This is a genomic window from Agarivorans sp. Z349TD_8 (assembly GCF_050870825.2).
GTDB lineage: Bacteria > Pseudomonadota > Gammaproteobacteria > Enterobacterales > Celerinatantimonadaceae > Agarivorans.
Genome location: NZ_CP194037.2, coordinates 2,209,583 through 2,236,552 on the forward strand (window position 1 = coordinate 2,209,583; position 26,970 = coordinate 2,236,552).

Sequence of the window (26,970 nt, forward strand, 5' to 3'; positions counted from 1 at the left end):
CTCGCGGCAATGCCCTTGCCATTCGCTAGTAGTTAGCGTTTAATAACCAAAATGTTATTAAACGGTGACCTTCCTACAGAGGACTTTCACCTCATTAGTTCATGCCCATGCTGGGCGTACACAAGGCAATTAAATGGAACTAAAACAGTGGGTTACGTTTCGCTTCGCTCTACATTATAACCAACTATTTTAGTCCGCTTATTGCGGCGTTAGCTTTCAAGGATAGTTCGATGTTAATACCAAGTAAAAAACAATTTCTAAAGTGGACAATGCTCTCAAAAATAGGATATTTGAGTGGTGTTCTAGGCTTTATAATGGCTTCAATCCAGATAACTTTATGGTTACTACCAGATAAAGTAGGATATTCAGACAGGTTAATACAGGAACAAAATAAACCAGAAGTGAAAATAGCACGTGTTGAGTTTCAAAACTTTTACCAAGAGCCTGAGCCATATATCGTAGTTATACTCGAAAACACCTCGCACGTAACAGCAAGAAACATCAATATAAAAATGCTTGGTGAAAACAGAGTTTTTGACTTACCCCAGGGCGGGATCGCACTTTGTTAACAGATATGATCTAATACCTCTAAACCCTAAGCTACATAGTTATTTTGAACATAATTGAACATTTATCAGTCGTCGAGGATACTCGATCTGACATCAATCAAAAGCATGACCTTATTGACGTGATTTTCCTTGTTATCAGTGCTATCGCATCAGGATGTGAAGGCTGGCAAGACATTGAATATTATGGAGAAGAGAAGTTGGGCTGGCTGAGGAAATATAGACCATTTGAACACGGGATCCCAAGACGACACACGATTGCACGCATTTTGCGTTCTGTTGTCGCGGAGTCTTTGCTTGAGGCATTAGCTCTGTGGATTAACGAGCAGCGAACGAGTCAAAACAGAGCCATCATCGCATTTGACGGAAAAGTACTGCGTGGCTCGTACCGAAATAACAAGAAAACAGCATTACAATTGGTTACAGCCTATGATACTGAACGAGGTCTCGTTCTGAGTCAGAAACCGACAGCGAACAAGAACGGCGAGATTAGCGTTGTGCGCCAAATGCTTGATGTTATTAACGTAAAAGGCAGTGTTGTCACCGTTGATGCTCTACATTGTCAGCGCGATACACTAGAGAAAATCGCAGAAAAGAAGGCTCATGTTGTCGTTCAAGTAAAAAACAACCAACCAAAGTTGAGAGCGGCTGTTGTTGAGCAGTTTCAAGCCGTCTTTGATGCTGGTAAAGAGAAGGTCGTCACTGAAATTAAAGAAAAACACCATGGTCGTAGCGAAGAGCGATACGTCTTTCAACTAAAGGCCAAGTTGCCCGAAGAGTTAGCAAAGAAATGGCCAACGGTAAGAAGCATCATAGCAGTGGAACGCCACCGCGTGATAAATGGGAAAGGCACTGTAGATACCTCGTATTACATAAGCTCAATGTCACCGAATCACAAATTGTTAGGCCACTATATTCGTCAGCATTGGCGAATTGAAAACAGCCAGCATTACGTATTAGATGTTGTTTTTAAAGAGGATAACTCTCGCATTACTTTAGACGGAGCGGTGGAAAACATAGCTCTATTTAGACGTTTTGTGATGAACATGCTCAAACAATGCGATTGTGGAGCGCCAAGTCACAAAGTGAAGTTGAAGAAAGCGGGATGGAGCGACGATTATCGGGCACGAGTCTTCTTTGGGTTATAAATCCATCAAAGTATGCTCCCGCCCTGTGACTTACCCAAAGACTCAATTAGAGAAAAATATACTCCTAAAAACTTAGCAATAGCTCCGAATAAAGAAACAGCGATACCAATTTTACCATTGTCAAAGTATAACGCTTTGATTAATCCTAGCGCGCCACTTCAAAAGCTTATTGATTTAAGGACCACGGTAAATAACCCAAACCCTTTTGCTTTTCGAGAAAAAATTTGTGGTGAAGTAAAACCTAAATATACTTCTTGTGCTTTTAATAGTTCACAAATGTCCACGGCTCTGCAGATAAACTTTGAATCCCCATACGAGCAGCAATTCAAACTTAACACTCAATTTTATAATGTTTATTTGGATGGCAAAATTAGAGCCATTTAAAAGCTAATCGGGTAGCCGGAGGAATTTAACCTCCAGCCCCCACAACACCCTGCATGCGGCTCCGCACAGGGCGTTTCCTGAAAACGGTTAAAATACAACGGCCGATTAGCTCCTTTGCATTCCAATGATGGCTTCTGTTTTTGCGCCATGACTCCTCAGTCCGGTCGGATACGGAGACAATGAGCTGCACAGGCTCCTCATTGATTTTCAGGTTCAGGCCTTCACCATGTCCCAACCATTACGATGGGCGTTGGGCTACTATGCCGTCTGCGGACTTCTGCTTAATCACCGTTTGAGTTACCCCAAATAGCGCTATCGTTGTTCATCGTATTTGCTCACTTAAGTTGATGAGACTTAAGTGCCAGGCCTGTTTGAGCTAGCGGCCAAGCTAGTGAGTTTAACGATCGCCTGTTAAGCAGAGCTCCCCACTCTTTGTTTATAAGAAGTAGAACATGTACTTTCTCTTTTCTCTGCACTGCTGCATCATTTACGGTGGCCGTTAGATCACATGGCTTCGTTGTCTTGTGCCAACTCGCCTCCAGCCTACGCCTCATATGATGTTTTTGTTCATCAGCTCGCCCTCTCTTTAGATAAAAAGGCGTCCGGCTTCCTTCAGACATTCCCTCGCGGTAATGCCCTTGCCATTCGCGATTCCTTAGAGTCTAATAACCAAAGTGTTATTAATCGGTGACCTTCCTACAGAGGACTTTCACCTCATTAGTTCATGCCCATGCTGGGCGTACATAAGTTGCTTAAACGGACAAAAAACAGCTGGCTTTTGCTCGTTCCTCGCTAATTTTAGCCACCTATTTTATTGCCGCTTAGCAAAGCGTTAGCTATCTTCGTTACCTTCTGGGAGTGTTATGAACAACGAGTATCATTGGTGGGGATTAGAAGAATCAACTTTTAAAGGTGTACTTTATGACTCCATAAATATGTATTTTCTTCATGATCACCCGTATAAAAATTGGGATGAGTTTGCTGAAGCAGACCCTCACATGGCTTATGCTCATCTAACTAGCATTCGCTTTGATGCTCTAGAGCAACAATTTGTAGATTTGAGAGTTATTCCTCAAATGCTTGGCGTTGAGAGTCTTCCGTTAAAATCTACAGTACAGGATATTAATAGACACGATTGGCTTAAATCTATCGTTGATTTAACATTGTTTAGATTTTCAAGTCTGCGTGATATTGCTTTTCATTTTGTTAATGAGGTTTTGGAGCTTGAGCTTCCAGATCATAAACTCAATATAAAACAGCTAAGTAAATTACTTAAAGAAAACCACTCAGATATTCTAGAAAATTTAAAAACACTAGATAGAACTGGTATTCCTCTTCGTTTAGATCGTAATGAGAGGGCGCATAAAGGATTTTGTGATTTATACACCGAAGATGACCAACTATTCAAAAGTATGTCATGGGCAGAAGCACATAAATCTCAGATTAATGGTTATGATCTAATAAGTGTTTATGAAAAATCCAGAGATAAAATTTGTAGCATTGTAATTAAAGAAGTTGAGGAAGCAATGCAGGCTTGTATAGAGTTAGTTGATGAGTTGTACGTACATTACCGAGATAGGCATGATGAACTTTCTATAAATTCTAAAAGTGGAGTTTCTCATCACTTTCATAATTACCACAGAGAAAAATAGCTAATGGTAATCCCCCCGAAAATTAATCCCATGCAAAAGTAGAATTTTCTCGTATAGTAAATACAGGAGATTCAACATGAAAAAGTCACGTTACACGGACAGTCAGATCTTATCTATTCTCAAGCAGGCTGAGGCTGGTACACCTGTTCCTGAGCTCTGTCGTGAGCATGGAATGAGCAACGCAACCTTTTACAAGTGGCGTTCGAAATACGGCGGTATGGACGCATCCCTTATGGCGCGGATGAAAGAACTCGAAGATGAAAATCGACGGCTTAAAAAGATGTATGCGGAAGAACGCCTTAAAGCAGAGGTGATCTCAGAGGCGATGGCAAAAAAGTGGTGAAGCCCTGTGAGCGTCGATTGATGGCTCAGCGTTCGGTGGCGAACTATCACATCAGCATTAAAAGAAAAAGAGCATGGACATCCATCATAAGAACCATGGAGACAGCAACACCGTTTGTGAAAGTAATTCGACTGTAATTATTTAGTTCTGAGGCTGTTGTCATGCTGATTGGTGGCTGAATTCATCATTAATCACTCATCTTGATGATTTCTGAGGCAATTCACGCCTCAGCAAAGCTGATGATTAAGATATTGTTCGAAAGTAAGCTCGCGCTTAAGCGCGATTTAGCAAACGTTTGCTGCAACTTAAACCGGCCGTTCGTTGATGCCCCATATGCCGATGATATTGTCTGAGCAAGCGCTCTTGACCAACAGCCCCAGAAAAGTGCCGTTCAAACTCACCGCTTAAAGTCAGCCACTGTGCTTCATTTATCCCTAAGCGTTGGATGATGGAACTTTCGCCACTGTCGATGTCACCCCGTTTATCTTCTCTTACCATGCGTCCGGTCATATCGACTAACTCAAGGTAGTCTTTCAGCTCAAAGGGTAAGCCTTGGGGCATCGGCTCTCTTGGGTTACCCACAAAGGGAAACAGGTTTGTTGCCTGGGCTTGTTTTAGCTGAGCGGCTTTTGCTCGTCGCTGTACGCTGGTATGGGCCGAGTCCTCTGGTGTGCTCGCCATCTTGGCTCTGATGGGGTTTAGGTCTACGTAAGCCATACACGCCATGAGTGCGGCTTCATCCAAAAGCGCTTGGGATTTAAAGCGTCCTTCCCAAAATCGACCGGTACATTGGTCTTCTTGATTGGCGGCTCGCGCAATGTGTTCGTTTAAATGGCGCATAAACCAGCTTAAGTCATACAGGCGAGTGCGATACACTTCGGCGGTGGCGCGAATGGCTTGTAGTTGCACCTCACTCAACTGCGGACGTAACTCAAGGTTGAGATACATCTGAGTCAGTAAGGTGCCCTGATGCAAGCTATGCCAGCGTTCTAACACTTCATCCATTGACCAGGCTTCTGCTTGCTGCGGATTAACATGTAGCACGAGGTGGGTATGATTACTCATGACAGCATAAGCACAAACATCAATGGCGAACACTGACGCTAATTTGAGTAAATAATCTTCGACCCACTGGCGACGGTGCTCATAGCTTTTACCGGTTTGTTGGTCTTCGCCACACAGAAACGCCCGTCGAACACAACGGGAAACACAATGATAGTAGGGGGTATCCGATAAGCTCACTTGCGAGCGTCTTGACCGAGGCATAATGATAACTCCTCAAATAAATCACTATTGATAGTTTAGCCTATTAAAGTCGTTTCGTTAGTTGGAGTGGGTGTCTTGTTTTCTGTTAGCATTGATTTAACCACTCGCCTGCTGGCGTTTTTAGTCTGTTTATTGCCTATCAGTGTGCTGTTATATGGTGTTATCCATTTAAGAAAACTGTTTACCCTCTACCAGCATGGCATCATCTTCTCCTATGAGAATGTCACCTGTTTTAAACGAATGGGATTTGCTTTACTAGCTTGGACTGCAGTAGGCATAGTATCGAATACCTTACTCGGTTTAGTTCTCACCTTTCAAAACCCTGTTGGGGAGCGATTAGTGACCATAGGATTTGGCTCTTCTGATATGATTAACTTAATTATTGGCTCTGTGGTATTACTGATTTCTTGGGTACTGAAAGAAGCTGTCGAAATGAAATACGAACAAGAATATACCGTTTAACATGGCGATTATTATTAACGTAGATGTAATGTTGGCCAAACGTAAGATGAAATCAAACGAGCTGGCTAAACACATCGGAATTTCTGAACAAAACCTTTCTATACTAAAAACAGGTAAAGCAAAGGCAATTCGTTTATCAACACTGGACGCTATTTGCACAGCACTCAACTGTCAACCTGGTGACTTGCTGGAATACCAATCCGAAGAGGATAAATGAAACAAGGGTGAACCTTTAATAAAATAGATTGAAATTGTTGATGACATACTTTTCAAAAAATCTAATCATTTTAAAAATAATAATTCTATTCATGTTAAATATGTAATAAAAATCGAAAGTCAAAAAGTAGCTGACTGTTATTTAAAACCTTAGGTACAGAAAGAGGTGACGAAGAAATGATACCAATAGAATCATTAGCAGTTTTTGTGATTGCATCAGCATTGCTGAGCATAGTCCCTGGGCCTGACAATATATTTGTGCTTATGCAATCAGCACTGTACGGAAAAAAGTCTGGTGTGCTCGTTACGTTTGGCCTATGTACAGGGCTTATCGTTCATACAACGGCTGTGGCATTTGGTGTAGCTGCAATTTTTCAAACCTCTGCCGTTGCATTTACGGTTCTGAAAATATTAGGTGCCATTTACTTGGCATTCCTAGCATGGCAGGCATTCCGTGCATCTACTAGCGCACTTCAAGTACCTGGCTCCAATTTGCAGTCGATTGGTGCCCTTTATCGTCGGGGCATCATCATGAATATCACTAACCCAAAAGTTACGATATTTTTCTTGGCGTTTTTACCTCAGTTTGCATCTCTAGAAGAAGGTGCTCTTGCACCTCAAATCTTCTTTCTCGGAGGCGTGTTCATGTGTGTGGCACTGGTAATTTTTTGTGCAATAGCCATAGCAGCAGGACATTTAGGCGGTTGGCTACAAAAGTCACCGAAAGCTCAAGTGTATTTAAACCGTATCGCAGGCACTGTATTCGCAGCATTGGCTTTAAAATTAGCCACAGTTACAAATAATGCTTAGAAGCGCCTAACAAGGCAAACATGCTCGGACTGCCAAATAGCGGCAGCCCTTTATTTAAAGGTTATTGCAATGAAACATAGAATAAGAGCAGGTGGAGTTATTTTAAATAAAAATAATGAAATATTGTTGGTTCGACATGTGGATCATACAGGAGAATGGTGGGTTCCACCTGGTGGAGGGTTTGATGATCAAGATTATTCAACTATAGATACTGTGAAAAGAGAAGTGTTCGAAGAGACTGGTTTAACGGTTCAAGTGGGCCCATTAATATATGTAAGGGAGTATTCAGAGACAAGCACCAGTATTCACCATTTGGAGGTTTTCTATTTAGTCACAGAATATTTTGGAAAGGAGACAATTGATAACCTTAAAGGCTTGGGCGGAGACGAGTTTCTGATCAAAGAATTAAAATGGTTTGCTCAAGATGACTTTGATAATGTAACTGTATGGCCGGAGGAACTAAAAGATGAGTTTTGGCAAGATATCTCAATATCAAATCCTTCTGTAAAATACCTTGGAGTTCATGCAGAACCTTTATAATCAGGGCAAGAGTATGAACGTTTCAGCCCTATTTTAGGTTAAAATTAACCTGCCGAGCTGATTGTGATTTTATGCTCCTCATTTGAGGAGTGGCCATGAATATCGATAGCATCCAAGCATTTCAGTATTATTCATGACTGCCGACAAAGCGCAAAAGTAGACTATCCACTGTTTGATATTTTGTTTGGCTCAGTCTGCGCCGAGATAGCCGAGGGTCAAAGCCGGATCGACATTCGTGAATATGCGCTCTGTCATTATGAGTGGTTCTTTAAACAGGGTCTGTTTGAAAACGGTGCGTCAGTTGATGATAGCTTCGCTCGACTGATTGCGAGTATCAAGCCTGCTGAGTTTCGCGACTGTTTTTTGGCTTGGATGAAAGGGGACACAAGTTGACCTTTGGTTAAGTGGTTGCCATTGATGGTCAGTCCTTGCGTGGCTCTTATGGCTGGGAGGACGGACAAAGCACCACCGCTATGGTAAGTGAGTAGGCCAGCGCCAACCAACTGGTATTGGGTCAACTCAAAACCGACCGTAAGAGTTATGAATTCACCGCGTTACCAGCACCGATCCAGATGCTCGATTTGCGAGGTGCCATAGTGACGATTGATGGCTGTCCAAAATTGCCAAGCCAATCACCAGCAAGGGCAAAGATTAGGTATTAGCAGTTCAAAGGTAAGCAGGGTAAGTTAGCAACCGCTGTACAGACCGTCTTCGCCTCGTACCGCCGAGCCCCGATAGACAAAACCACTTGTCAAATCGAGAAACAGAAAAGCCGTGTTGAAGCATGTTCTTGCCATGTATTGAATGCGAGTGAGTTAGAGGGGGATTTTTCCACTTGGAGCGGTTCGGTTTGACCAGCATTGTGATGGTCGAAAACTACTCAGTGGTTGCTGTTAAACCTAAATAATGGGTTCGTTGGAGGTATTGAGCTTCCAGTTTCGCACAATATCTTACCTGTGGTTCCGCACAGGGCGTTTCACCTAGAATGTTGAAGCTTTATCTACCCATCTCGAATCGATAAATCTCTGATATCTCAGGTTCGCATTAGATAATAGTATGGTGATTTTTAAGCGTTTCATAAGCGTTTTATTACTGGCGGCTTAAGCTTGTTTGAAACTATGCTTACCCCGTAGCATGATGTAACAAACACAAGATTAGCTTCTTTCTGTGTTGTTCAAAATGGAAATATTACCGCCGGACTCTCGTCGAAGGCGGTTTACTGTTTGTTCCATTGATTTGATCGCATCGGATTGACTTGAGTGATAGCAATTATCTGCTATATCAAAGCACGGTGTCTGCGCGACTCTGTTGTTTGAGCCAGTCAATAAAGGCGGCGATTCGTGGGCGATGCTCTTGCCCGTTAAGGCAAATTAAATCGTAGCCTCGACCAGCATGGACTCGTTGAAATGGTGCAATTAATTCACCCGTTTGCAGGCTCTTAGTGACCAATGATTCCCGAGCCATGGCAATCCCCATTTCATTCTTGGCGGCAGTCATTGCCATCTCCGAGTGATTAAAAATATAAGTTCGCTCTAATACCTTTAGGGTTTGCAGTGAGTCTTCAGGTTGCGCTTTGAGCCATAATCGCCATTCACGATTCGGTTCATCTGCTTCTAAAGATTCAGAACAATGTATGAACGTGGCTTTGGTCAACTGAGAGGCGATCGTTGAGCTTTGATGTCCGTGTTCGCCAAATAGTTTTCGGTAGTATGTAGGGCTGCATACCGGTGTGAGCATTTCTTCAAATAGTCGGCAGCTATAAAATTCAGGGTAGCTTTTTTCACCGTAATAGATCGCTAGATCGACGGGTTCATGTTGAAAATCTAAACGACTGGCTTTCACTCTAATTTTGACATTGAGATTGGGATACAGGTTTTGAAACTTCGCGAGACGCGGGAGTAACCAGCTTTGAGCAAAGGTAGGCGCAACGCCAACATATAGTTCACCTCTTAACTCATTAAATTTAATGTCTTCAATTTCTGAAAATATGACATCAAAGGATTGGCTGAGAGCGTGTAACAAACGACCGCCTTCTTCGGTGAGTTCTAGGCGGCGGGTCAGTCGTACAAATAGGCTAAATCCTAATTGTTGTTCTAGTGACTTGATCCGTTGACTCACGGCTCCTTGAGTAATAAATAGCTCTTCTGCAGCCTTGGTAAAGCTTAAAAATTTAGCGGCAATACTAAATGTATACATATTGGTGAGTAATAATTGTTTGCGATCCATCGATGCGATCTCCACTACACATTAGTGATTCTAATACATGATGGATTATATCTGGTTTGTTTCACTTGAAAACCAATGCTTTAATTAATTTAACTTGCCTATAGGGGGACGAAAAGATGAAATCGACTCTTAAGATATGCATTATTGGAGCGGGTTCAAGTTACACGCCCGAGTTGATGGAAGGTCTCATCAAGCTTAAAGATGAGCTAGCGATTGCTGAGTTATGGCTGGTAGATATCGAAGCTGGCAGAGAGAAAGTCGCCATCATTGGTGATTTAACTCGGCGTATGTTAGCTAAGAATGGTATGGACCACATTGCGGTGCATGTCACCTTGGATCGCATTGCGGCTTTGCAGGGGGCTGATTTTGTTTGTTCTCAATTTAGGGCTGGCTGCTTAGAAGGGCGGATCCGTGATGAACGTATCGCCTTGAAGTATGGCATGATTGGTCAGGAAACTAATGGCTTAGGTGGTTTTGCCAATGCTTGTCGTACGATTCCGATTGCTTTGGCGATCTGCCATGAAATGGAGCAATATTGTCCTGATGCATGGCTGCTAAATTTTACTAATCCCTCTGGTATGGTCACCGAAGCGATTCTTAAATACTCTCGAGTGAAAGCTGTGGGTTTATGTAATGTGCCGGTGATCATGCAAAAGGGTGTGGCACAATTACTGGGTGCCGACGAAAAAGATATTGTTTTACAATTAGCTGGGCTGAACCACCTGATTTGGGCGCGGCAAATTCTTTATCAGGGGCAAGATAAGTTAGCGGAAGTGGTGGAACACATTTTGGCTGGCAATGATCCCTTGGTGCCAAAAAACATTCCGCCATTCGCTTGGCCTGCAGAGCTACTGCGTCATATGGGCATGATCCCTTGCGCCTATTTACGCTACTACTACAGCAGCCAAGATATTATGGCGCAGGAACTTACAGAGGCAAATTCTGAAGGGACGCGGGGCGAAGTGGTCAAAGCGATGGAGAAGCGCCTGTTTGACATTTACCGCAACCCAGCGTTAAGCGAGAAGCCTAAAGAACTTGAAAAACGGGGTGGGCAATACTATTCACAAGCTGCTTGTGAGCTGATGAGTGCAATTTACAACGATAAACGGACTATTATGCATGTGAATACGCGTAATCATGGTGCTATAGCAGGGCTTGCCAATGATTGCGTTGTAGAAGTCAGTAGTGTGATAACCAAGTCTGGACCATTACCGCTCAACGTCGCGCCTTTTCCAAGTGATACTTTACGTTTAATCCAGTTGATGAAAGAATTTGAATCGTTGACTGTCGAAGCGGCGGTTACTGGTAATCGTAACGCTGCACATCGAGCCTTGATCCTCAACCCGCTGGTGAATACAGGCTCGGTTTTAGAGCAAGCGCTGCAAGAGACGATTCAGCAAAATTTAGACTTTATGCCGCAATTTCGTTAAGTTTCGACACCTGCTTGGCGAAACAAGGATGCCGAGTCGCAAACGGTTTTGATGTGGTTGTTCCAGATTTTTATCGGGAAGTTATCGCCACGATTCGACAAAATTTATATACACTTTTTTGATGGTGGAGGTTTTGCTCTTTAAATAAGCCTTTCGAAATCATATTTTTCAATCTGGTTTTACGGCTTGGCTTCTAAAATAGCCAGTATTTCTTGCATCGACTGGCGGTACTGCTCTTCATTTGAGTTACGAAATAGCAATAAATCGTCAATGATCTCTGGGTTGTCGATGCTACGGGGAATTGAAAAATCAAGGCCTTGAAGATACTCATCCCAATTATTTAATTTCCAAGTATCTCTAGACGAGTTTCTTTGAATCATCCGTTGTTTAACCACCTCAATATCCGTTTCAACCCAAACCACCGTGAGCCGCGCTTTTTTTTCAATGAGCTTATTCTTTAAGTTATCGATATATGCGGTATCTCTTATTTCACGGGTAAATGGGGCATTGATTAACACAATATCGTCATAGTCCAATGCCTCCATGGCCAGTGCTAAAGTTGCTTCATATTCGTAGTTGCGAATATGCTCTTCAAAGAAATCTGAACTTCGATTTATTTCTTGGTTCGCTAGCTTGAAAATTTGATGAGATAGTACAATCAAGGTGTCTTTGTCTAAATACACCACATGTTTGAGCGCTTTGGCTAATTGTTTTGAAATATAGGTTTTACCACTGGCCGGTGGCGATGTAACTAAGATCAGACGTTTCATGATTGTTCCATATTTGACAAAGCAATGATAAAAAATGCTCGCATTTACTGGTGGCTAATTAAGTTGAAATAAATATTGTCGCGATCAACTTAAATCGTTGGTTTTTGAGAAGGAGGCTTCCTTACAGCTTTGTTGCTAAGCTAGCTTAACACTGGTTTGGTATGCTTGGCTCAGGACGTTTGTTTCTCGTCTTGGCTGCTATCATAAGGTTAGTTTTCGGCTCATGTCCTTAAAGTTAATATAGTTTTAATTTGTCGTTGATAATTTGTCAATGATTCGGTTAAATCGAAACTCATTCGCCGAAGGAGTCGCAATGCAAAACCTAGACATAATTGAAATAAAGTCTTTTGTGCCAGCTAAAAATTTCGAGGATTCTAAACGTTTTTATCAGGCCATAGGATTTGAGCTCGCTTCGGATTTCGATGGGATTGCTTATTTTAGAAAAGGCGCATGCTCTTTTTTGCTTCAAGATTTTTATGAGAGTGCTCATTGCCAAAATTTTATGATGCATTTGTTAGTAGAAGATGCTGCGAGTTGGCGTGAACATATAATTAAATCGGAGGTAAGCTCAGCATTTAGCGTGAGCTTGTCTGAATTAGTGAGCCAACCTTGGGGCATGTTGGAGTTTTGTCTGACGGATCCAAGTGGTGTGTTGTGGCGAATCGCTCAGAATCAATCAGTGAGAGATATTGCTTGATACTTTTTAGCAATATCTCTCTTGATTAGCTCAATTCTGAGCGGCAATTTGCTTGAAGAATGAGCAAGTTTACCCTCGTCATCAATTAAGCGGGTATTAAACCATTGGGATCACTGATATGACTAACAAACCTGCCATGCAGTAATTAAAAGCTCTTATCTTATTAGGTGCAGTTAAAAAAGTTTGTAATTGTTTCCCCGCAGCGGCCCAAATGCCGACCGAAGGGAGGTTAATTAAGCTAAAGATCAATGAAACAAGGAGCACACTATTTAGTTCGCTGCTTGGTGCATACACACTAATGGCGCTGAGTGCCATAGACCAAGCTTTGGGGTTGACCCATTGAAACGCAGCTGCAGATAAAAAGCTCATTGCTTGATATTGCTGATGCGTCGCGTTCACTGGCTTACTGCGAGCAATTTTAAACGCTAGAAAGAGCAGATAAAGTATGCAGGCAATCTGTAATAGCTGATGAATAAAGGGGTAACGAGTAAACAGCCCCGTTAAACCGAAACCTAACAAGATCACCATCAAGCTGAAACCAAATACCACGCCTAACATGTGGGGGATGGTGCGAATGAAACCGACACTCGCTCCCGAGCTCATTAGCATAATATTGTTTGGACCGGGTGTGACCGTTGAAACAAAAGCAAAGCTAACTAGTGCTATAAGTTGTTGATATTCCATGTCTGTTTCTTATTTCAATTGTATTGGGTACTTGTATATTAATTAGATATGCCGTAAATTTTGTGCCTATATTTGTTTAGATCAGCATTAATGCACAACTATTGGTGGTTATGGATAGGTTCGACGAAAGAATATTGCGAGAGCTAAAATTGAACGGTCGCTTAACTAATGTGGAGTTGGCAGAACGCATCGGTTTGTCACCTTCGGCGACTTTACGTCGAGTGCAAGAGCTGGAGCGCAGCCAAGTGATTCAAGGTTATCGAGCGGTGCTTAACCCAATCAAATTAGGGATAGGATTCATCGCCTATGTCACGATTGGGCTGTCGAATCATAGCAAACAATCGCAGCTCGATTTTGAAGCGCACATTATGGATGCCAAACAAGTCACCGAATGTCATAACATCACTGGGGCGAATGAGTACCTGTTACGGATCGAGACTGCCGATCTTGCCGCCTATAAACGTTTTCATTCTGACGTGCTGGGTGAGATCCCTCAAGTTAATTCGATTTCAACTCTGGTGGTGATGGAAACGCCGAAAGACCAACGAAGCTAAAGCGCAAAAAAAACCATCGGATTGGCTCCGATGGTTGCTATCATTTTTAGCACTGGTTATTTAAGCGAGATCGAAGCGATCGGCGTTCATCACCTTATTCCACGCGGCTACAAAGTCGTGTAAGAACTTGGTTTGTGCATCACTTTGGGCATACACTTCGGCAAGTGCCCGCAACTGCGAGTTGGAACCAAATACCAAATCAACTCGGGTGGCGGTCCATTTTAATGCGCCATTCGTTCGCTCACGTCCTTCAAATACGCCTTTTTCTGTGGCACTTGGTTTCCACTCGGTTGCCATATCTAGCAGATTCACAAAGAAGTCATTACTCAACTGCTCTGGTCGCTGGGTCAATACCCCATGTTGCGTTTGCTGATAGTTGGCATTGAGGACTCGCATGCCGCCGATCAGTACCGTCATTTCAGGAGCACTTAAACCAAGTAGTTGTGCCTTATCAAGTAATAGTTCTTCCGACGACACGCTGTAGCTCGCTTTTAGATAATTGCGGAATCCGTCTGCGATAGGCTCTAAGGGTTCGAACGCTGTGACGTCAGTTTGTTGCTGCGAGGCATCATTGCGCCCGGCACTAAACGGAACTTCAAGCTTTTGTCCGGCTGCTAGCGCTGCTTGTTCAATGGCAGCGTTACCGCCCAGTACGATTAGATCAGCGAGCGAGACCTGTTTGTTATTGCTCTGGGCTTGATTAAACTCGCTTTGAATGGCTTCTAGTACCGCTAATACCTTGGCTAACTGAGCGGGTTGATTGGCCTGCCAGTCTTTTTGTGGTGCAAGGCGGATCCGAGCCCCATTGGCGCCACCGCGTAGATCCGAACCGCGGAAGGTCGAGGCCGAAGCCCAAGCCGTTGCAACTAGCTCAGATACCGATAGTCCAGAATTTAACAATTTTACTTTGAGCGCCTTAATATCGGCGTCGTCGATGATTGCATGCTCTACCGCTGGAATAGGATCTTGCCAAATTAATTCTTCGGCAGGGACTTCTGGGCCGAGGTAGCGTTGAACGGGTCCCATGTCGCGGTGAGTTAGTTTGAACCAGGCGCGAGCGAAGGCGTCGGCAAATTCTTCAGGATTTTGATGAAAATGCTGAGATATTTTGCGATAGGCGGGATCTTCGCGAAGTGCAATGTCTGAGGTTGCCATCATTGGCGCATGGCTTCTCGACGGATCGTGAGCATCGGGGACGCTATTTTTGGCGCTATTGCCTGTTGGTGTCCACTGTTGGGCACCGGCTGGGCTTTTGGTGAGTTGCCACTCGTTACCAAATAGGGTTTCAAAGAAGCTGTTATCCCATTGCGTTGGCGTGGCAGTCCAAGCGCCTTCTAAACCGCTAGAAATAGTGTCCACACCCTTGCCTGATCCCATACTATTGTGCCAACCTAAACCTTGTTGCTCGATGGACGCGGCTTCTGGTTCGGCACCGACCTGCGCGGCATCACCTGCGCCGTGTGTTTTACCAAAGGTATGACCGCCAGCGATCAGCGCCACCGTTTCATAGTCATCCATGGCCATGCGGGCAAAGGTTTCACGAATATCCTTGGCTGAGGCGAGGGGATCGGGGTCGCCATTGGGCCCTTCTGGATTCACGTAAATTAAGCCCATTTGTACTGCGGCTAAAGGATTTTCTAGATCTCGTTCTCCGTTGTAACGTTTGTCATCTAACCATTCTCGCTCTGTTCCCCAATAGATGTCTTCTTCGGGTTGCCATATATCGACGCGCCCGCCAGCAAAACCAAAGGTTTTTAGGCCCATCGATTCTAATGCGACATTACCGGTTAAGATCATCAAGTCTGCCCAAGAAATTTTGTTTCCGTATTTCTGTTTAATTGGCCAGAGTAAGCGGCGAGCCTTGTCTAAGTTCACGTTGTCAGGCCAACTATTAAGGGGAGCAAAACGTTGACTACCGCTGCCAGCACCGCCACGGCCATCACCGGTGCGATAGGTGCCTGCACTGTGCCATGCCATGCGAATAAAAAACGGTCCATAATGGCCGTAATCGGCTGGCCACCAATCTTGTGAATCGGTCATTAAGGCTTGAAGATCATGTTTAAGTGCTGCGAAGTCGAGGCTTTTAAATGCTTGCGCATAGTCAAAGTTTTCACCGAGCGGGTTTGATTCTTTACTGTGTTGGTGAAGAATATTGAGGTTGAGTTGATTCGGCCACCAATCTTGATTGGCGGTGCCCTTATCAGCAACTTTAGTTCGAGAGCCGTGCATCACTGGGCATTTGCCGGCGCTTACCGCATTATTTTTATCCATTATTCTCTCCACTTTGGTTTATGGTATTGCTTGGTTGTAGGGGTGACCCTTACTGTTCGTAAACATCATAGTTTAATATATCGTAATTGGTGTAACCGTTTGTTTTTATTGCTGTGATAGTTTTTATCTATGGTTTGAATTGGTATTCATGAAGAAGTACATACTCAGATGAAAAGCCTAACAGATTTACCAGGATTGGGGCCAAAATCAGCTCAAATGCTTGAGCAAGCGGGAATTATTTCGCTAGAAGACCTACGTGAGTTAGGCGCAATCCGAGCTTTTATCAAGGTGAAGCAGTTCGGTGCAACTCAGCCTAGTTTAAATCTATTGTATGCTTTGGTAGGAGCCTTAGAGGGAAAACATTGGTTAAGCATCGCCAAACAACAAAAAGCAGAGCTGATTATGGTTTTAGAAGGCTACCAAGAGCTGGAAAAATTATTTACAGAGCAGGGCAAGCCTTTAAGCCTAATATCATCATAGGGTCTGGTCTGCATTTTACTCGTGTTGCCAAGCTGTTGAGTATTTATGGAGCCATTATTGTGAGTGAACAAGGAAGTAGCCATGATTCAAATTTCCAATAGTGTTTGGGTCGGTGAGGGCGAAACGGTGCCATTTTTTGGCTTGCCTTATAGTACCCGCATGACTGTGATCCGTTTATCGTGCGGTTCATTGTGGCTACACAGCCCGATTCGTTGGACAAGTCAGTTGCAACAACAATTGGATCAACTTGGTCCGGTTAAGTATTTAGTGGCGCCAAATAAATTACATCATTTGTTTATTAGTGAGTGGCAACAGCAGCACCCTCAGGCTCAGATTTTTGCTACTAAAGCTTTACAAACGAAGCGCAAAGATATTCGTTTTGACGGATTATTTACGCCAAATATCCCCGGCCCTTGGCAAGCTGATATCGCGCAATTGTTATTTACTGGTTCTGTCGCGATGGAAGAATGTGTGTTTTTTCATAAGCCCTCTCAGGTGTTGATTGTGACCGATCTGGTCGAGAATTTTTCACCCGAGGTTTTTACGCCAATTCAGCGCCATGTCGCAAAAGCCACCGGGATCCTTGCGCCCCATGGCAAAATGCCCATCGATTGGCGCCTTAGTTTTATCTTTGGTAAAAGTGAGGCCAGGCAACACCTACAGCAGATCTTGAGCTGGCAGCCGAAAGTTCTGATCATGGCCCACGGCCTGATCGTTAACCATGAAGTTGACAAGTTTTTACGTCGCTCGTTTGCTTGGCTCGGGTTGACTTAGCGGCTTAGGGGCTCTGTTCGCAGGGAGAGGTCACGATGAACATTGGGCGCACAGGGTATCGCTTGATTTGTTGTGGCTTCTACTGGTTAAGTTTTAGCTGAAATACAAGCCCTGGAGAGATGAGAGCGAGATACCTTCAGCTACCCGATTAAGTTTCTCTGGCAAGTTAAATAACAAACCTACCAGAGCATGTTCGGAGATATTTTACTTATTAGAATTACAACAAAGGTCAAACTTGTTATCAAAGCACCGACTGAAAATTACCTTTGAGGCGCATAGAGTCATGTTTGGGCGGTAACCCAAATTGTTTCGAATACTCACGACTGAATTGTGAGGGTTCTTTGTAGCCGACTTCAAACCCCGCTTCTGCGGCGGCATATCCCTCCACCAACATAAGCCGTCTTGCTGCCATCAATCGCAAATGACTTCTGAACCGAATCGGACTTGTCCCAGTGACGTCTTTAAAATGTTTATAAAAACCTGACTGTCCCATATTTGCGATGCTGGCCAGTTTATTGATGGATATCGATTCGGTGAAATGGGTTTCTAACCATGTTATCGCTTTTTTTATACGACGCAGTCGGCTGTTTGCTGTCGCCATCTGAACAAGGACTGTATGAGATTGCGGGTTCTGAAGTAGCCTCCAAATCAGCTCTCTTTCAATTAATGGTGACAACACCGCGATATTTTGTGGGCATTGCAGCGTCTCGGTCAGCCTTACTACAGTATCGACCAATTGATCATCCATTGATCCCAGATTTAATCCGTAAGTCGTGCCTTCACTATCGCTTGTTTTGGTACATAGCTCGGTCAATTCTGCGATGAGTGCAGAATCCAGATCCAGTCGCAGGCAAAGATACGGACTACTTTTTGTAGCTTCTGTGACTGCGCCCAAAACGGGTAGCTGTACAGAGCCTAACAGGTAGTGCGCGGAGTCGTAATGGTAAATCTGATTGTTGAGTCTAGCCTCTTTCCTCCCTTGTGCAACCACACATATTGCTGGTTCGTAAAGAACAAGCTCAGGCGTGGTGGGTATGGAGGATCTCATAATCGAAACCCGTGGAATTGGTGTCTGAAAAATACCATCATCGTTCGAGAAATCGAGTAATAGCTTTGCCAGATCGCATATCGTACGCATATATCAGCACTCCATTCCTGTATTACTAAATTCAGAACACTAATTAGAATATGGAGGATAATACAAGAATTATGGGAAAGAGTCATACCGACTACTTGTGCTTTTCATCCACGATAACTACCAGTGAGCCTTGAGGCTCCAATTTCAAAATTAGCACAAAGGTTACTTATGAAGAAAACATGGTTCATTACGGGCGCATCTCGCGGTATCGGCTTCGAAATTGCACAAGCGGCACTGGTCTCTGGTGACAATGTCGTCGCAACAGCACGTAACGTAAGAAGGCTTCGGGAGCAATTGGGCTCAGAAATCCAACCACAGCTAGAATGTATTGAGCTAGACGTGAATAATTATATTCAGGCGAAAGAGGCGGTCAGCTGGTCAATTGAGCGATTTGGTAGTATTGATGTTTTGGTTAACAATGCTGGTTTCGGTCAGCTCGGTCACTTTGAAACCGTTGAGCAGCGCGCTATAGAGCAACAATTCTCTACTAATGTTTTTGGCCTGATGCACGTGACCCGTGCAGTATTGCCAGCTATGCGCAGGCAGCAACGCGGGCACATTCTGAATTTGTCATCTATTGGTGGTGCTCTGGGCTTTGACGGCGCTGCCATCTATTGTGCTGCAAAATTTGCTGTAGAAGGATTCTCAGAAAGCCTCGCGTTGGAAGTGGCCCGCTTTGGCATCGATGTCACTATTGTTGAACCAGGCTTTTTTCGAACAGACTTTTTGGATGACTCTTCTGTACGTTATGGCCAAATTGAATTACAAGACTATACGGATGTCGCAAATACTCAAAAATCACAATACGATGAATATAGCCATGCGCAACTCGGTGACCCTAAAAGGCTTGCTCAACTCATTGTGAAAACTGCGGGTATAAGCCCGGCACCACTTCGACTAGTCGCAGGTAGCGATGCTCTTTCTATGTCACGGGACATCCTAAATAATCGTATGAAAGAACTAGAACTATGGGCCGATATTTCAGTAACAACAGATCATCAGGAGGAGTAATTCTAGTTGGGACTTGAAAATAAACTAGCTCCATAGCTCCATAGCTCCATAGCTCCAATGCTGCTTGGCCTTATGTACGCGCAGATCTTCTGTAGGAAGATCAGCGTTTAATCACACGATGATGAATAAACGCTAAGGACTCGCGAATGGCAAGGGCATTACCGTGAGGGAATGTCTGAAGCAAGCGGACGTTTTTTAGATAAAGACTCCCAATGCCGCTTTATTTTGTAATGGTTGGGACACGGTGAAGGCCCAAACCTGAAAATCAATGAGGAGCCTGTGCAGCTCATTCGTTCTATATCCGATCGGACTTAGAAACAGTGGCGCAAAATCAGAAGCCGTCATTGGAATGCAAAGGTGCGAATCGGCCGTTGTATTTTAAACATTTTCAGGAAACGCCCTGTGCGGTGCCGCATGCAGGGTGTTGTGGAGGCTAGATACCTGCGGCTACCCGATTAGCCATTTTCTATGGGTTGCCGTATTACTGTTTTCCAATTTTCAGGGGCAGCTTTACGAATATCACTCAAGTAAATCTCATGGTGCTTACCGGCTTGCGTGTATTCGTTGGCATGGATAAATTCATGGACACGCTCAACCGTTGGTCCCTCTTCTGAAAAAAGTCCAATGTGCATAGTCTGTGCTGATATACCTTCACAAAATAACTCAAAACGAACCTTTGGCAATGCCTCTAAATTCTTTTTTTCCTTTACCTGCTTGTAGGCTTCTAAGAACAGATCTTGTGTCACATGTTTCGGTTGCATAATCATAGACGTCCATTTCCATTTGCTCTTGTCGTTGATGTCAAATAGAGACATGTCATCAACCCACCAAAGCCCTTCCAATGGCATGACGCCGTAGTCAATTTCTAATTCGCCTTTCTTGACCATGAATTTGAGAGCATACGACAAGGCGTAGAGAGCCTCGATTGCGTCACTGTAGTCTTTCGCTGTATTCGGATCACCCTGGCCATCAATCATCAGGAAATTCATTTCTGGGACATCAACAATCTCAACGCTCTTCGGGGAAGGTTTGTATAGGTGTTTCAACTCTTTCTTATAGTCAATTTTCTTCATTATTTATCCTTGGCTAAGGCCTTACTAAGTTGCAGCTAACCGCTATAGAACTCAAGCAAAGCCACCTTAACCATAGACTAAACCTAAAATGCCGAGCGTTCGCTGTCGACTTGAGTAATTTGTGTACGCCCGGCAGGGGCATGAACGAATGATGTGAAAGTCCTCTGTAGGAAGGTCACCGTTTAGTAACTCTTTCGTTATTAAACGCTAAGGACTCGCGAATGGCAAGGGCATTACCGTGAGGGAATGTTTGAAGCAAGCCGGACGACTTTTTATTTAAAGAGAGGGCGAGCTGATGAACAAGAACATTATACGAGGCGCAGGCTGGAGGCGAGTTGGCACAAGACAACGTAGCTAAGTGATCTAACGGTCACCGTAAATAATGCAGCAGTGCAGAAAAAAGAGAAAGTGCATGTTCTACTTCTTATAAATAAAGAGTGGGGGAGCTGTAGTGGCATAGTGAATGATTAACTGACTCCATGGCGATTTAAGCAGACGGTATTTTTAGATAAAGAGTCCCAATACCGTTTTATTGTGTAGTGGTTGGGACATAGTGAAGACCTGAACCTGAAAATCAATGAGGAGCCTGTGCTGCTCACTCGTTCTATATCCGATCGGACTTAGAAACAGTGGCACAAAATCAAAAGCCGTCATTGGAATGCAAAGGCGCGAATCGACCGTTGTATTTTAAACATTTTCAGGAAACGCCCTGTGCGGAGCCGCATGCCGGGTGTAGTGGGGGCTGGAGGCTAGATACCTACGGCTACCCGATTCGGTTTTTGCATACATATAATACTACAAAAACTAAATATGATTAGTTACACTGACGAAAATCTAAACTATTTATAAACTCCACCAGTTTGTTCGCATGAGCAACGGCACGTTGTTCAACTTCCAATTTATCACCGTAACTATCTGGAATGTAAACCATGTTGTGGGAAACAATTGGTGGGTGATATATCATTCCGCAACGCTTAGCTATCTGTTGTAATGGCTTTAGAAACTCTTCAACAGTAAAGCTATTGAGCCCCCCCTCTGAGTAACTCTGATCAGGACCACCAATTGTCGTCGAGATCATAAACGATTTTCCTTTTAATTTATCACCAGTATCTCCGTGAGCAAAACCATGCAAAAATACTCTATCTAACCACTCTTTCAGCATTCCAGGCATGCTATACCAATGAAATGGGTATTGAAAAATAACTATGTCAGCTCCTAACAGTGCTTTTTGCTCCGCATCGACGTTAATGTTAAAGTCAGGATACATTCTATAAAGATCTCTTACTTCAATATTATCTCTATCAACCAGCCTCTCTATAATAATTTTATTAGCGATTGATTGTTCATTTACATCCGGATGCGCAAGTGCAATTAAAACCTTCATAACTTATCCCTTAATTTATTAAACATATACGTAGCATCTCATTGCTACCAATATTGTTGCTCAGACACCAGAAGAGTAAACTAAGTAGAAATTCAAAGTAAGTACGCACATTTTTGGTATGTAGTATCATTTTGTATACTAAGGGAGAGTTATCATGAGTCACAGCGACTATGACTGCAATAATGGTTGTCCAGTTGAAGCCACGTTAGAAGTTATTGGCGGAAAATGGAAAGGGATAGTACTTTACCATCTACTTTCAGAAACGATCCGTTTTAATGAATTACGCCGTTTAATGCCAGAAATTACACAACGAATGCTAACAAAACAGCTAAGAGAACTAGAAGCCGACAATCTGATTTCGAGAAAGATATACGCAGAAGTTCCCCCAAAAGTTGAATACTCAATAACGACCTACGGAAAATCCCTGACTCCCATAATAGAAGCGCTACATGCATGGGGCGTTCAACATTTGAAGAAATAAACTAGACACCCATTCTAAAAACAAAATCAATAATAACACCTTTTCGCGGCACTTAACCTATATAACCTTTAGGCACATCGTGATTGATTCAATGGGTTTAAAGGTGTTTGGTGAAGGAGAATGGAAGGTGCGTAAGCACGGCAAAGAAAAGCGCCGAGTATGGCGTAAACTCCACCTTGCCGTTGATACTGATACGCATGAAATAGTGAGCATGGTGGCATCACTCGATTCAGTGCATGAGTGCGAAGCCTTACCCACACAGCTAAACCCACTTCGTCGCAAAATTCGAAAAGTCTCGGCGGATGGGGATTATGACACTAAACGCTGCTATGGGGTATTGGAACGAAAAAGAATAGCCCCGGTGATCCCACCGAGGCAAAACGCCGCTTACTGGGAGGAAGGCCATCCTCGCAACCAAGCCGTTGAAGCCCTGCAAAATGACCAACTAGAAGAATGGAAAACCCAATCGGGTTATCACGAGTGTTCACTGTCAGAGACGGCCATGTACCGTTACAAACAGCTGACGAGTGATAAGTTGAGCTTACGTCATTACAACGCCCAAGCGGGTGAAATGATGGTAAGTGTCAGTGCATTAAACAAAATGACTAGGCTAGGTATGCCTGTTTGTCAGGTAACTGGCTAAATAAAGTAAGAGCCTAGAATAACTGCACCTTGAGTTTGGATTTGATCAACAAGGCCCATAACAAGCACTCGACGCGAAGACTTTACTTAAGCGTTGATGGGGGGCGAATACTTCGCCACAATCATGGGTGTCTAATATAATTTACGATATGCGTATGATTGCTCATGACCGCATAGGCGCACACATTAATGGCGAACACCTCCGCTAGCTTTAGCAAATAGTCTTCTACCCATTGGCGGCGATGGTCATAACTCTTGCCTGTTTGCTTATCCTCACCACACAAATAAGCCCGACGTACACAGCGGGAAACACAGTGGTAATAAGGCGTATCATCCAAGCTTACTTGCGATTTTCTAGGCTGAGGCATAATGATAACTCCCCCAAATAAACCACTGTTGATAGTTTAGACTATAATAAGCGTTTCGTTAGTTGGGGTATCTTGTCTGACGCGTTGTTTGACGCGATACCGTGCTTAACTAAATGACGATAAAGCCAAAACCCACAAGGCCCAGCTTCATAAACTACACAAAGATGACTAGCCAAGTATTTATGTTTTTGATAGAATTATCGATAAATTTTTTGATAGAGTAAATATTGGTGGGGATGGTGCCATGGAACACGGGCTCATCTCTCGAATTATCAATACAATAAGCGACATCTGTGGTTTCTTTGTGAACGTCTAGTCCAATGAAAAACGTGCTAGATTTAGACGTGTCGATCTCCTGTTCTGTTATGACTTCCATCTAACAGTGTGGCTCTAGTTTGACGAATCCACGATAAACGCAGGAGGTCGACACTTTCACCAGGGGATCATTATGTCTGGGGTGTAAAGGGTTGCATCACGTATATTTATTCACATTAAACTTTACAATTATTAAAGGATTAAAATTGAAAGAGTGTCCAATCATTATTGATTTAAAATTAGATGAAAAAAGCCTAAAAGCTATTGAGGAAATAAAACAAATATACAACTTGAAAAAGATTGGTAGATACGCTCTATTCATGGGCCATATTTATTCTATTTTTGGAGGTAGTGTAAAAAGGGTAGCGTCTAGTTCAGGTGTTTCCACTGTTATGAATGCTATTCCTAATGGCACAGCCAAGGAAGTACTAAATGGTGCAGGTAAAGTTGTTATTTCTGAGGCGAATCAAACAAGCTATAATATTTATATGGCTAATTGGGAGTATTTTTACCAATCCTTTGATGCTTTTGATAAAATAGCACAAGAAAGAATTGAATTTATTGCATTTAATCAAGGTCAAGCTCATATCTCTAAGCCTAAAGAATATAAATTTTGGAAGGCTATATATTTAGGTTGTAAATATAATGCTAAATAAAATTATTTTCACATTGTTACTGACACTTCCATTCTATTCTATAGCTGAAATTTCAGAGGAAGCTAAATATGCTTCTTTTTTGGTCCAGGTTAACTTAACTAAATATAGTGAGAAAAGTGAGCGCTGTCGTAATAAAATGAGATCTTTTACGTTGTCATCAACTGACAGAGCCCGCCTAAAAAAATTACCTAAAGAGGCCTCAAAAGGTTTAACGAAGTTACTTGATGACGCGCTTCTACAATGTACTCAGCCTGAAATATTTAATTTAGCTAATTCATTACTTATTCTTGAGGAACAAAATGCTTTAGAAAAATCTTCTGTTATTAAGGAGCAGGTACATTTAATTAGGAAGCTTGTTTTTTCTAAAACTTCTATTCAACCAAATATAGAGTACTCACAATTATCACCAGGATTACAGTCTAAGTTAAATAAAATTGATTTTTTAAAGTATCCTTTTGATATGTTTGTCGTTATTGAAGGTGCTTGGGGCCTCCCTCATTAATGCACCATAACAGGGCGAGCGCATGAGTATTTTTTAAGCATAAAGTGGTTATAGGTTGAATAACATCTTACTAAGCCACAATTAAACTGCCTGCGCTTTTACTCTCTATCCTTTACGCCGTGCTCAATTTGAGCAAAAAGAAGAGCATAGACATCCATGTTAAAAACTACAGGGACAGTAACAACGTTAGTGAAGTGAACACCACTGAAATCATTTAGTCCTCAGGTTATTGTCATGCCGATTAACGGCTAAATTCACAGTAGGTGACTCAGTTTGATGCAATTAACCAGACAGTCATCCCAACGAGCTGCTTTAGAATGACAATCTTGTTATTTCTTGCCATGCCTAGCTAGAATATATAAGGGCTCGCCATATTGTTGTGAAGTCATGTCCGCATCTCTGCTATTCCAACTCCCAACTCCCAACTCCCAACTCCCAACTCCCAACTCCCAACTCCCAACTCTTAGTTCTTAGCTCCTAACACGCCACCTATAACTGCAGTTAATATCGCCATCGGTAAACGTAAGTGAATAACCATGATTTGAACTGAATCTTCACCAGAAATGGAAAGCCAAATAAAGTTAAAGATCGCTTTCAGCCCCCTTGTTGCATCAAGTATAGAGTGTCCAGAAGCAGTACTTTTTATTTTTTCTTAATATTCAATTGCTTAATGTTAATTTCTTGTCAATATATTGCCTGTTTTGTATCAAATGAAAATGATGTTTATTTGCATTATCGTTAGCGAGTGGATAGTGTGACGCAGTCTTCAAGGCAGTTCAGTATTAATCGGTTAGCAAAATAGATAAGGATTCATATAAAATGTACAAAATATTACTTGGCTTAATCGCTGCTATTTTTAGTCAGGTTTCGTTTGCAAAACTCACCACTGTCACGGATGTTATTGATCGTGAAGTCACTTTTGATGCCCCTGCGCAACGTGTAGTTGTTGGCTTTTATCCAGAAGACTATATGGCAATAGGTACTGAGGCGGCATTTGATAATGTTGTTGGGATGGCAAAATACATGTGGGAAACTCGCACTGAAAACTGGGAGTTATATGTAAAACACCGTCCTTCTTTAAAAAATATTCCTGACATGGGTCGAGTGGATACCAACTCTTTCTCTGTTGAAAAGGTCATAGCACTAAATCCTGATCTATTGATGCTAGCCGAGTGGCAATATAAAGCGCTGGGGAGTGAAGTATCACGCTTCGAGTCTGTAGGGATCCCGATTATCGTTGTTGATTACAATGCCCAAACCGTAGAGCGTCATGTTAAGAGTACTGAGCTAATAGGTGTTATTACTGGCCAGGAAGAGCGCGCAGCCAAAATTTCGAGTGAGTACCAGCAAAGTGTAGAGATGATCAACGCTAGGTTAAAAGAAGCCAACCTGCCTAAACCGAAGGTTTATACTGAATACGGAGGTGCCGGTGTGGAAGAAATTGGTTATACGTTTGGTAAAAACATGTGGGGTGCTATTTCCACAATGGCTGGCGCAGATAATATCGCAGCTCCTTATGTCGAATGGTGGGGAAAACTCAATCCTGAACAAATTATTGCCGCTAACCCAGACATTGTCGTTATCACTGGTTATGAATCTGGTCGAGCAAATAAAACAGCGATGGTTATGGGACAAGGAGTTGATGAAGAGTTAGCGAAGCAACGTCTTCTCGGCTATAAAAATCGCGATGACTGGACAACGTTAGCAGCTGTGAAAAACAATCGAATCTATGGTGCATATCACGGTGCGGTTCGGACGATTTTGGATGGTGCTATGATCCAATATTACGCCAAGATAATGTATCCGGAAGTTTTTAAAGATTTAGACCCAGTTGAGTATTACCAAAATTTCTATAAAAAATACCTACCTGTTCGACCGAAAGGCACGTTTATGACTCACTTATAGTTGATTACTTACAAGTAACAATACGGGAGTCAGTGACTCCCTAACAAGATAGCTAGACAGCGATTCCTGTTTTAAAATGTCTTCTTATTTTTCCAGCGTAGAGCTTGTATTGAGAAAACGATCTAGCTTGGTGAGCGCAGCACCACAAAGAACACTCTTGGTTGCAAGTCCCAGAGTGTGAAGACGTTTTTGAGGAATCGAGGGGCGATTCAACATTGCAAC

Annotated in this window: 26 protein-coding genes and 3 pseudogenes; 20 read left to right on the forward strand and 9 right to left on the reverse strand. The window is 42.9% G+C overall.

Annotated features, from left to right (window positions below):
* The first annotated feature begins 230 nt into the window (after nucleotides 1-230).
* The 4 genes and pseudogenes from ACRRS1_RS10015 to ACRRS1_RS10030 form a co-directional block, all read left to right on the forward strand.
* A complete protein-coding gene (locus ACRRS1_RS10015; RefSeq protein WP_432467880.1) occupies nucleotides 231-569 on the forward strand; it encodes a hypothetical protein in 339 nt (112 codons plus the stop codon).
* A gap of 44 nt (nucleotides 570-613) precedes the next feature.
* Complete coding sequence (locus tag ACRRS1_RS10020) at nucleotides 614-1,714, forward strand: ISAs1 family transposase (RefSeq protein WP_432452595.1); 1,101 nt, start codon at nucleotides 614-616, stop codon at nucleotides 1,712-1,714.
* Nucleotides 1,715-2,961: 1,247 nt separating this feature from the next.
* Complete coding sequence (locus ACRRS1_RS10025) at nucleotides 2,962-3,750, forward strand: Cthe_2314 family HEPN domain-containing protein (RefSeq protein WP_432467879.1); 789 nt, start codon at nucleotides 2,962-2,964, stop codon at nucleotides 3,748-3,750.
* A gap of 76 nt (nucleotides 3,751-3,826) precedes the next feature.
* Nucleotides 3,827-4,155 (forward strand): annotated as a pseudogene (locus tag ACRRS1_RS10030) (transposase); the annotation flags it as partial.
* A 211-nt stretch (nucleotides 4,156-4,366) separates the two neighbouring features.
* Here ACRRS1_RS10030 and ACRRS1_RS10035 read toward each other — a convergent pair.
* Nucleotides 4,367-5,359, reverse strand: a complete 993-nt coding sequence (locus ACRRS1_RS10035) for a transposase (protein ID WP_432467878.1) — start codon at nucleotides 5,357-5,359, stop codon at nucleotides 4,367-4,369.
* 75 nt (nucleotides 5,360-5,434) lie between these two features.
* On the opposite strand from ACRRS1_RS10035, the gene ACRRS1_RS10040 reads away from it, so the two are divergent.
* The 5 genes from ACRRS1_RS10040 to ACRRS1_RS10060 all read left to right on the forward strand — a co-directional run bounded on the left by ACRRS1_RS10040 (nucleotide 5,435) and on the right by ACRRS1_RS10060 (nucleotide 7,780).
* The gene (locus ACRRS1_RS10040) at nucleotides 5,435-5,821 is read left to right on the forward strand and encodes a DUF2975 domain-containing protein (protein WP_432463300.1); all 387 of its coding nucleotides are present in this window, start codon (nucleotides 5,435-5,437) and stop codon (nucleotides 5,819-5,821) included.
* Between the two features lies 1 nt (nucleotide 5,822).
* Nucleotides 5,823-6,038, forward strand: coding sequence for a helix-turn-helix domain-containing protein (locus ACRRS1_RS10045; RefSeq protein WP_432453324.1), 216 nt, complete (start codon nucleotides 5,823-5,825; stop codon nucleotides 6,036-6,038).
* 176 nt (nucleotides 6,039-6,214) lie between these two features.
* Nucleotides 6,215-6,847 (forward strand): LysE family translocator, encoded by a 633-nt coding sequence (locus tag ACRRS1_RS10050; protein WP_432453323.1) that lies wholly within the window; start codon nucleotides 6,215-6,217, stop codon nucleotides 6,845-6,847.
* 69 nt (nucleotides 6,848-6,916) lie between these two features.
* A complete protein-coding gene (locus ACRRS1_RS10055) occupies nucleotides 6,917-7,387 on the forward strand; it encodes an NUDIX domain-containing protein (protein WP_432453322.1) in 471 nt (156 codons plus the stop codon).
* A 168-nt stretch (nucleotides 7,388-7,555) separates the two neighbouring features.
* Complete coding sequence (locus tag ACRRS1_RS10060) at nucleotides 7,556-7,780, forward strand: transposase family protein (protein WP_439036012.1); 225 nt, start codon at nucleotides 7,556-7,558, stop codon at nucleotides 7,778-7,780.
* Between the two features lie 888 nt (nucleotides 7,781-8,668).
* Here the strand turns inward: ACRRS1_RS10060 and ACRRS1_RS10065 are convergent.
* Complete coding sequence (locus ACRRS1_RS10065; RefSeq protein WP_432467877.1) at nucleotides 8,669-9,613, reverse strand: LysR substrate-binding domain-containing protein; 945 nt, start codon at nucleotides 9,611-9,613, stop codon at nucleotides 8,669-8,671.
* Between the two features lie 116 nt (nucleotides 9,614-9,729).
* Here ACRRS1_RS10065 and ACRRS1_RS10070 point away from each other — a divergent pair, with 116 nt between their 5' ends.
* Nucleotides 9,730-11,043 (forward strand): 6-phospho-beta-glucosidase, encoded by a 1,314-nt coding sequence (locus ACRRS1_RS10070; RefSeq protein ID WP_432459290.1) that lies wholly within the window; start codon nucleotides 9,730-9,732, stop codon nucleotides 11,041-11,043.
* A gap of 179 nt (nucleotides 11,044-11,222) precedes the next feature.
* Here the strand turns inward: ACRRS1_RS10070 and ACRRS1_RS10075 are convergent, their stop codons facing one another.
* Nucleotides 11,223-11,813: an AAA family ATPase gene (locus tag ACRRS1_RS10075; protein ID WP_432459291.1), complete on the reverse strand. Its 591-nt coding sequence runs from the start codon at nucleotides 11,811-11,813 to the stop codon at nucleotides 11,223-11,225.
* Between the two features lie 313 nt (nucleotides 11,814-12,126).
* On the opposite strand from ACRRS1_RS10075, the gene ACRRS1_RS10080 reads away from it, so the two are divergent.
* Nucleotides 12,127-12,510, forward strand: coding sequence for a VOC family protein (locus tag ACRRS1_RS10080; RefSeq protein ID WP_432453318.1), 384 nt, complete (start codon nucleotides 12,127-12,129; stop codon nucleotides 12,508-12,510).
* Nucleotides 12,511-12,606: 96 nt separating this feature from the next.
* Here ACRRS1_RS10080 and ACRRS1_RS10085 read toward each other — a convergent pair whose 3' ends face one another.
* Nucleotides 12,607-13,194 (reverse strand): LysE family translocator, encoded by a 588-nt coding sequence (locus ACRRS1_RS10085; protein WP_432459294.1) that lies wholly within the window; start codon nucleotides 13,192-13,194, stop codon nucleotides 12,607-12,609.
* A 110-nt stretch (nucleotides 13,195-13,304) separates the two neighbouring features.
* On the opposite strand from ACRRS1_RS10085, the gene ACRRS1_RS10090 reads away from it, so the two are divergent.
* The gene (locus tag ACRRS1_RS10090) at nucleotides 13,305-13,748 is read left to right on the forward strand and encodes an Lrp/AsnC family transcriptional regulator (RefSeq protein WP_432453316.1); all 444 of its coding nucleotides are present in this window, start codon (nucleotides 13,305-13,307) and stop codon (nucleotides 13,746-13,748) included.
* 60 nt (nucleotides 13,749-13,808) lie between these two features.
* On the opposite strand, the gene katG is transcribed toward ACRRS1_RS10090, so the two are convergent.
* Nucleotides 13,809-16,019, reverse strand: coding sequence for a catalase/peroxidase HPI (gene katG / locus ACRRS1_RS10095; protein ID WP_432459295.1), 2,211 nt, complete (start codon nucleotides 16,017-16,019; stop codon nucleotides 13,809-13,811).
* A gap of 168 nt (nucleotides 16,020-16,187) precedes the next feature.
* Here katG and ACRRS1_RS10100 point away from each other — a divergent pair, with 168 nt between their 5' ends.
* A complete protein-coding gene (locus ACRRS1_RS10100; protein WP_432459296.1) occupies nucleotides 16,188-16,499 on the forward strand; it encodes a TfoX/Sxy family protein in 312 nt (103 codons plus the stop codon).
* A gap of 81 nt (nucleotides 16,500-16,580) precedes the next feature.
* Complete coding sequence (locus ACRRS1_RS10105) at nucleotides 16,581-17,273, forward strand: DUF4336 domain-containing protein (protein ID WP_432453313.1); 693 nt, start codon at nucleotides 16,581-16,583, stop codon at nucleotides 17,271-17,273.
* A gap of 241 nt (nucleotides 17,274-17,514) precedes the next feature.
* Here the strand turns inward: ACRRS1_RS10105 and ACRRS1_RS10110 are convergent, their stop codons facing one another.
* Nucleotides 17,515-18,411, reverse strand: a complete 897-nt coding sequence (locus ACRRS1_RS10110) for an AraC family transcriptional regulator N-terminal domain-containing protein (RefSeq protein ID WP_432467876.1) — start codon at nucleotides 18,409-18,411, stop codon at nucleotides 17,515-17,517.
* A gap of 168 nt (nucleotides 18,412-18,579) precedes the next feature.
* Between ACRRS1_RS10110 and ACRRS1_RS10115 the strand changes: the two genes are divergently transcribed.
* Nucleotides 18,580-19,422, forward strand: a complete 843-nt coding sequence (locus ACRRS1_RS10115; protein ID WP_432467875.1) for an SDR family NAD(P)-dependent oxidoreductase — start codon at nucleotides 18,580-18,582, stop codon at nucleotides 19,420-19,422.
* Nucleotides 19,423-19,877: 455 nt separating this feature from the next.
* Here the strand turns inward: ACRRS1_RS10115 and ACRRS1_RS10120 are convergent, their stop codons facing one another.
* Complete coding sequence (locus ACRRS1_RS10120; protein ID WP_432459300.1) at nucleotides 19,878-20,495, reverse strand: GyrI-like domain-containing protein; 618 nt, start codon at nucleotides 20,493-20,495, stop codon at nucleotides 19,878-19,880.
* A gap of 814 nt (nucleotides 20,496-21,309) precedes the next feature.
* Nucleotides 21,310-21,879 (reverse strand): NAD(P)H-dependent oxidoreductase, encoded by a 570-nt coding sequence (locus ACRRS1_RS10125; protein ID WP_432459301.1) that lies wholly within the window; start codon nucleotides 21,877-21,879, stop codon nucleotides 21,310-21,312.
* A gap of 154 nt (nucleotides 21,880-22,033) precedes the next feature.
* Between ACRRS1_RS10125 and ACRRS1_RS10130 the strand changes: the two genes are divergently transcribed.
* Entirely contained in the window at nucleotides 22,034-22,360 is a 327-nt protein-coding gene (locus ACRRS1_RS10130) for a winged helix-turn-helix transcriptional regulator (protein WP_432453308.1), read from the forward strand.
* A gap of 73 nt (nucleotides 22,361-22,433) precedes the next feature.
* Nucleotides 22,434-23,003, forward strand: a pseudogene (locus ACRRS1_RS10135) (IS5 family transposase); the annotation flags it as partial.
* A gap of 133 nt (nucleotides 23,004-23,136) precedes the next feature.
* Here the strand turns inward: ACRRS1_RS10135 and ACRRS1_RS10140 are convergent.
* Nucleotides 23,137-23,370, reverse strand: a pseudogene (locus ACRRS1_RS10140) (transposase); the annotation flags it as partial.
* Nucleotides 23,371-23,891: 521 nt separating this feature from the next.
* Between ACRRS1_RS10140 and ACRRS1_RS10145 the strand changes: the two are divergent.
* The 3 genes from ACRRS1_RS10145 (at nucleotide 23,892) to ACRRS1_RS10155 (ending at nucleotide 26,748) form a co-directional block, all read left to right on the forward strand.
* Nucleotides 23,892-24,341, forward strand: coding sequence for a hypothetical protein (locus tag ACRRS1_RS10145; protein ID WP_432467874.1), 450 nt, complete (start codon nucleotides 23,892-23,894; stop codon nucleotides 24,339-24,341).
* A complete protein-coding gene (locus ACRRS1_RS10150; RefSeq protein ID WP_432453306.1) occupies nucleotides 24,331-24,843 on the forward strand; it encodes a hypothetical protein in 513 nt (170 codons plus the stop codon). The genes ACRRS1_RS10145 and ACRRS1_RS10150 overlap by 11 nt, the downstream gene beginning before the upstream one ends.
* Before the next feature lie 819 nt (nucleotides 24,844-25,662).
* Nucleotides 25,663-26,748 carry an ABC transporter substrate-binding protein gene (locus ACRRS1_RS10155; protein ID WP_432467873.1) on the forward strand — a complete coding sequence of 362 codons (1,086 nt, stop codon included), beginning with the start codon at nucleotides 25,663-25,665 and terminating at the stop codon, nucleotides 26,746-26,748.
* The last annotated feature ends 222 nt before the right edge of the window (nucleotides 26,749-26,970 follow it).

Coding starts and splice junctions, on each gene's coding strand:
- ACRRS1_RS10015 (WP_432467880.1), top strand. CDS start 231: ATGTTAATACCAAGTAAAAAACAATTTCTAAAGTGGACAATGCTCTCA.
- ACRRS1_RS10025 (WP_432467879.1), top strand. CDS start 2,962: ATGAACAACGAGTATCATTGGTGGGGATTAGAAGAATCAACTTTTAAA.
- ACRRS1_RS10035 (WP_432467878.1), bottom strand. CDS start 5,359: ATGCCTCGGTCAAGACGCTCGCAAGTGAGCTTATCGGATACCCCCTAC.
- ACRRS1_RS10045 (WP_432453324.1), top strand. CDS start 5,823: ATGGCGATTATTATTAACGTAGATGTAATGTTGGCCAAACGTAAGATG.
- ACRRS1_RS10050 (WP_432453323.1), top strand. CDS start 6,215: ATGATACCAATAGAATCATTAGCAGTTTTTGTGATTGCATCAGCATTG.
- ACRRS1_RS10055 (WP_432453322.1), top strand. CDS start 6,917: ATGAAACATAGAATAAGAGCAGGTGGAGTTATTTTAAATAAAAATAAT.
- ACRRS1_RS10065 (WP_432467877.1), bottom strand. CDS start 9,613: ATGGATCGCAAACAATTATTACTCACCAATATGTATACATTTAGTATT.
- ACRRS1_RS10070 (WP_432459290.1), top strand. CDS start 9,730: ATGAAATCGACTCTTAAGATATGCATTATTGGAGCGGGTTCAAGTTAC.
- ACRRS1_RS10075 (WP_432459291.1), bottom strand. CDS start 11,813: ATGAAACGTCTGATCTTAGTTACATCGCCACCGGCCAGTGGTAAAACC.
- ACRRS1_RS10080 (WP_432453318.1), top strand. CDS start 12,127: ATGCAAAACCTAGACATAATTGAAATAAAGTCTTTTGTGCCAGCTAAA.
- ACRRS1_RS10085 (WP_432459294.1), bottom strand. CDS start 13,194: ATGGAATATCAACAACTTATAGCACTAGTTAGCTTTGCTTTTGTTTCA.
- ACRRS1_RS10090 (WP_432453316.1), top strand. CDS start 13,305: ATGGATAGGTTCGACGAAAGAATATTGCGAGAGCTAAAATTGAACGGT.
- katG (WP_432459295.1), bottom strand. CDS start 16,019: ATGGATAAAAATAATGCGGTAAGCGCCGGCAAATGCCCAGTGATGCAC.
- ACRRS1_RS10100 (WP_432459296.1), top strand. CDS start 16,188: ATGAAAAGCCTAACAGATTTACCAGGATTGGGGCCAAAATCAGCTCAA.
- ACRRS1_RS10105 (WP_432453313.1), top strand. CDS start 16,581: ATGATTCAAATTTCCAATAGTGTTTGGGTCGGTGAGGGCGAAACGGTG.
- ACRRS1_RS10110 (WP_432467876.1), bottom strand. CDS start 18,411: ATGCGTACGATATGCGATCTGGCAAAGCTATTACTCGATTTCTCGAAC.
- ACRRS1_RS10115 (WP_432467875.1), top strand. CDS start 18,580: ATGAAGAAAACATGGTTCATTACGGGCGCATCTCGCGGTATCGGCTTC.
- ACRRS1_RS10120 (WP_432459300.1), bottom strand. CDS start 20,495: ATGAAGAAAATTGACTATAAGAAAGAGTTGAAACACCTATACAAACCT.
- ACRRS1_RS10125 (WP_432459301.1), bottom strand. CDS start 21,879: ATGAAGGTTTTAATTGCACTTGCGCATCCGGATGTAAATGAACAATCA.
- ACRRS1_RS10130 (WP_432453308.1), top strand. CDS start 22,034: ATGAGTCACAGCGACTATGACTGCAATAATGGTTGTCCAGTTGAAGCC.
- ACRRS1_RS10150 (WP_432453306.1), top strand. CDS start 24,331: ATGCTAAATAAAATTATTTTCACATTGTTACTGACACTTCCATTCTAT.
- ACRRS1_RS10155 (WP_432467873.1), top strand. CDS start 25,663: ATGTACAAAATATTACTTGGCTTAATCGCTGCTATTTTTAGTCAGGTT.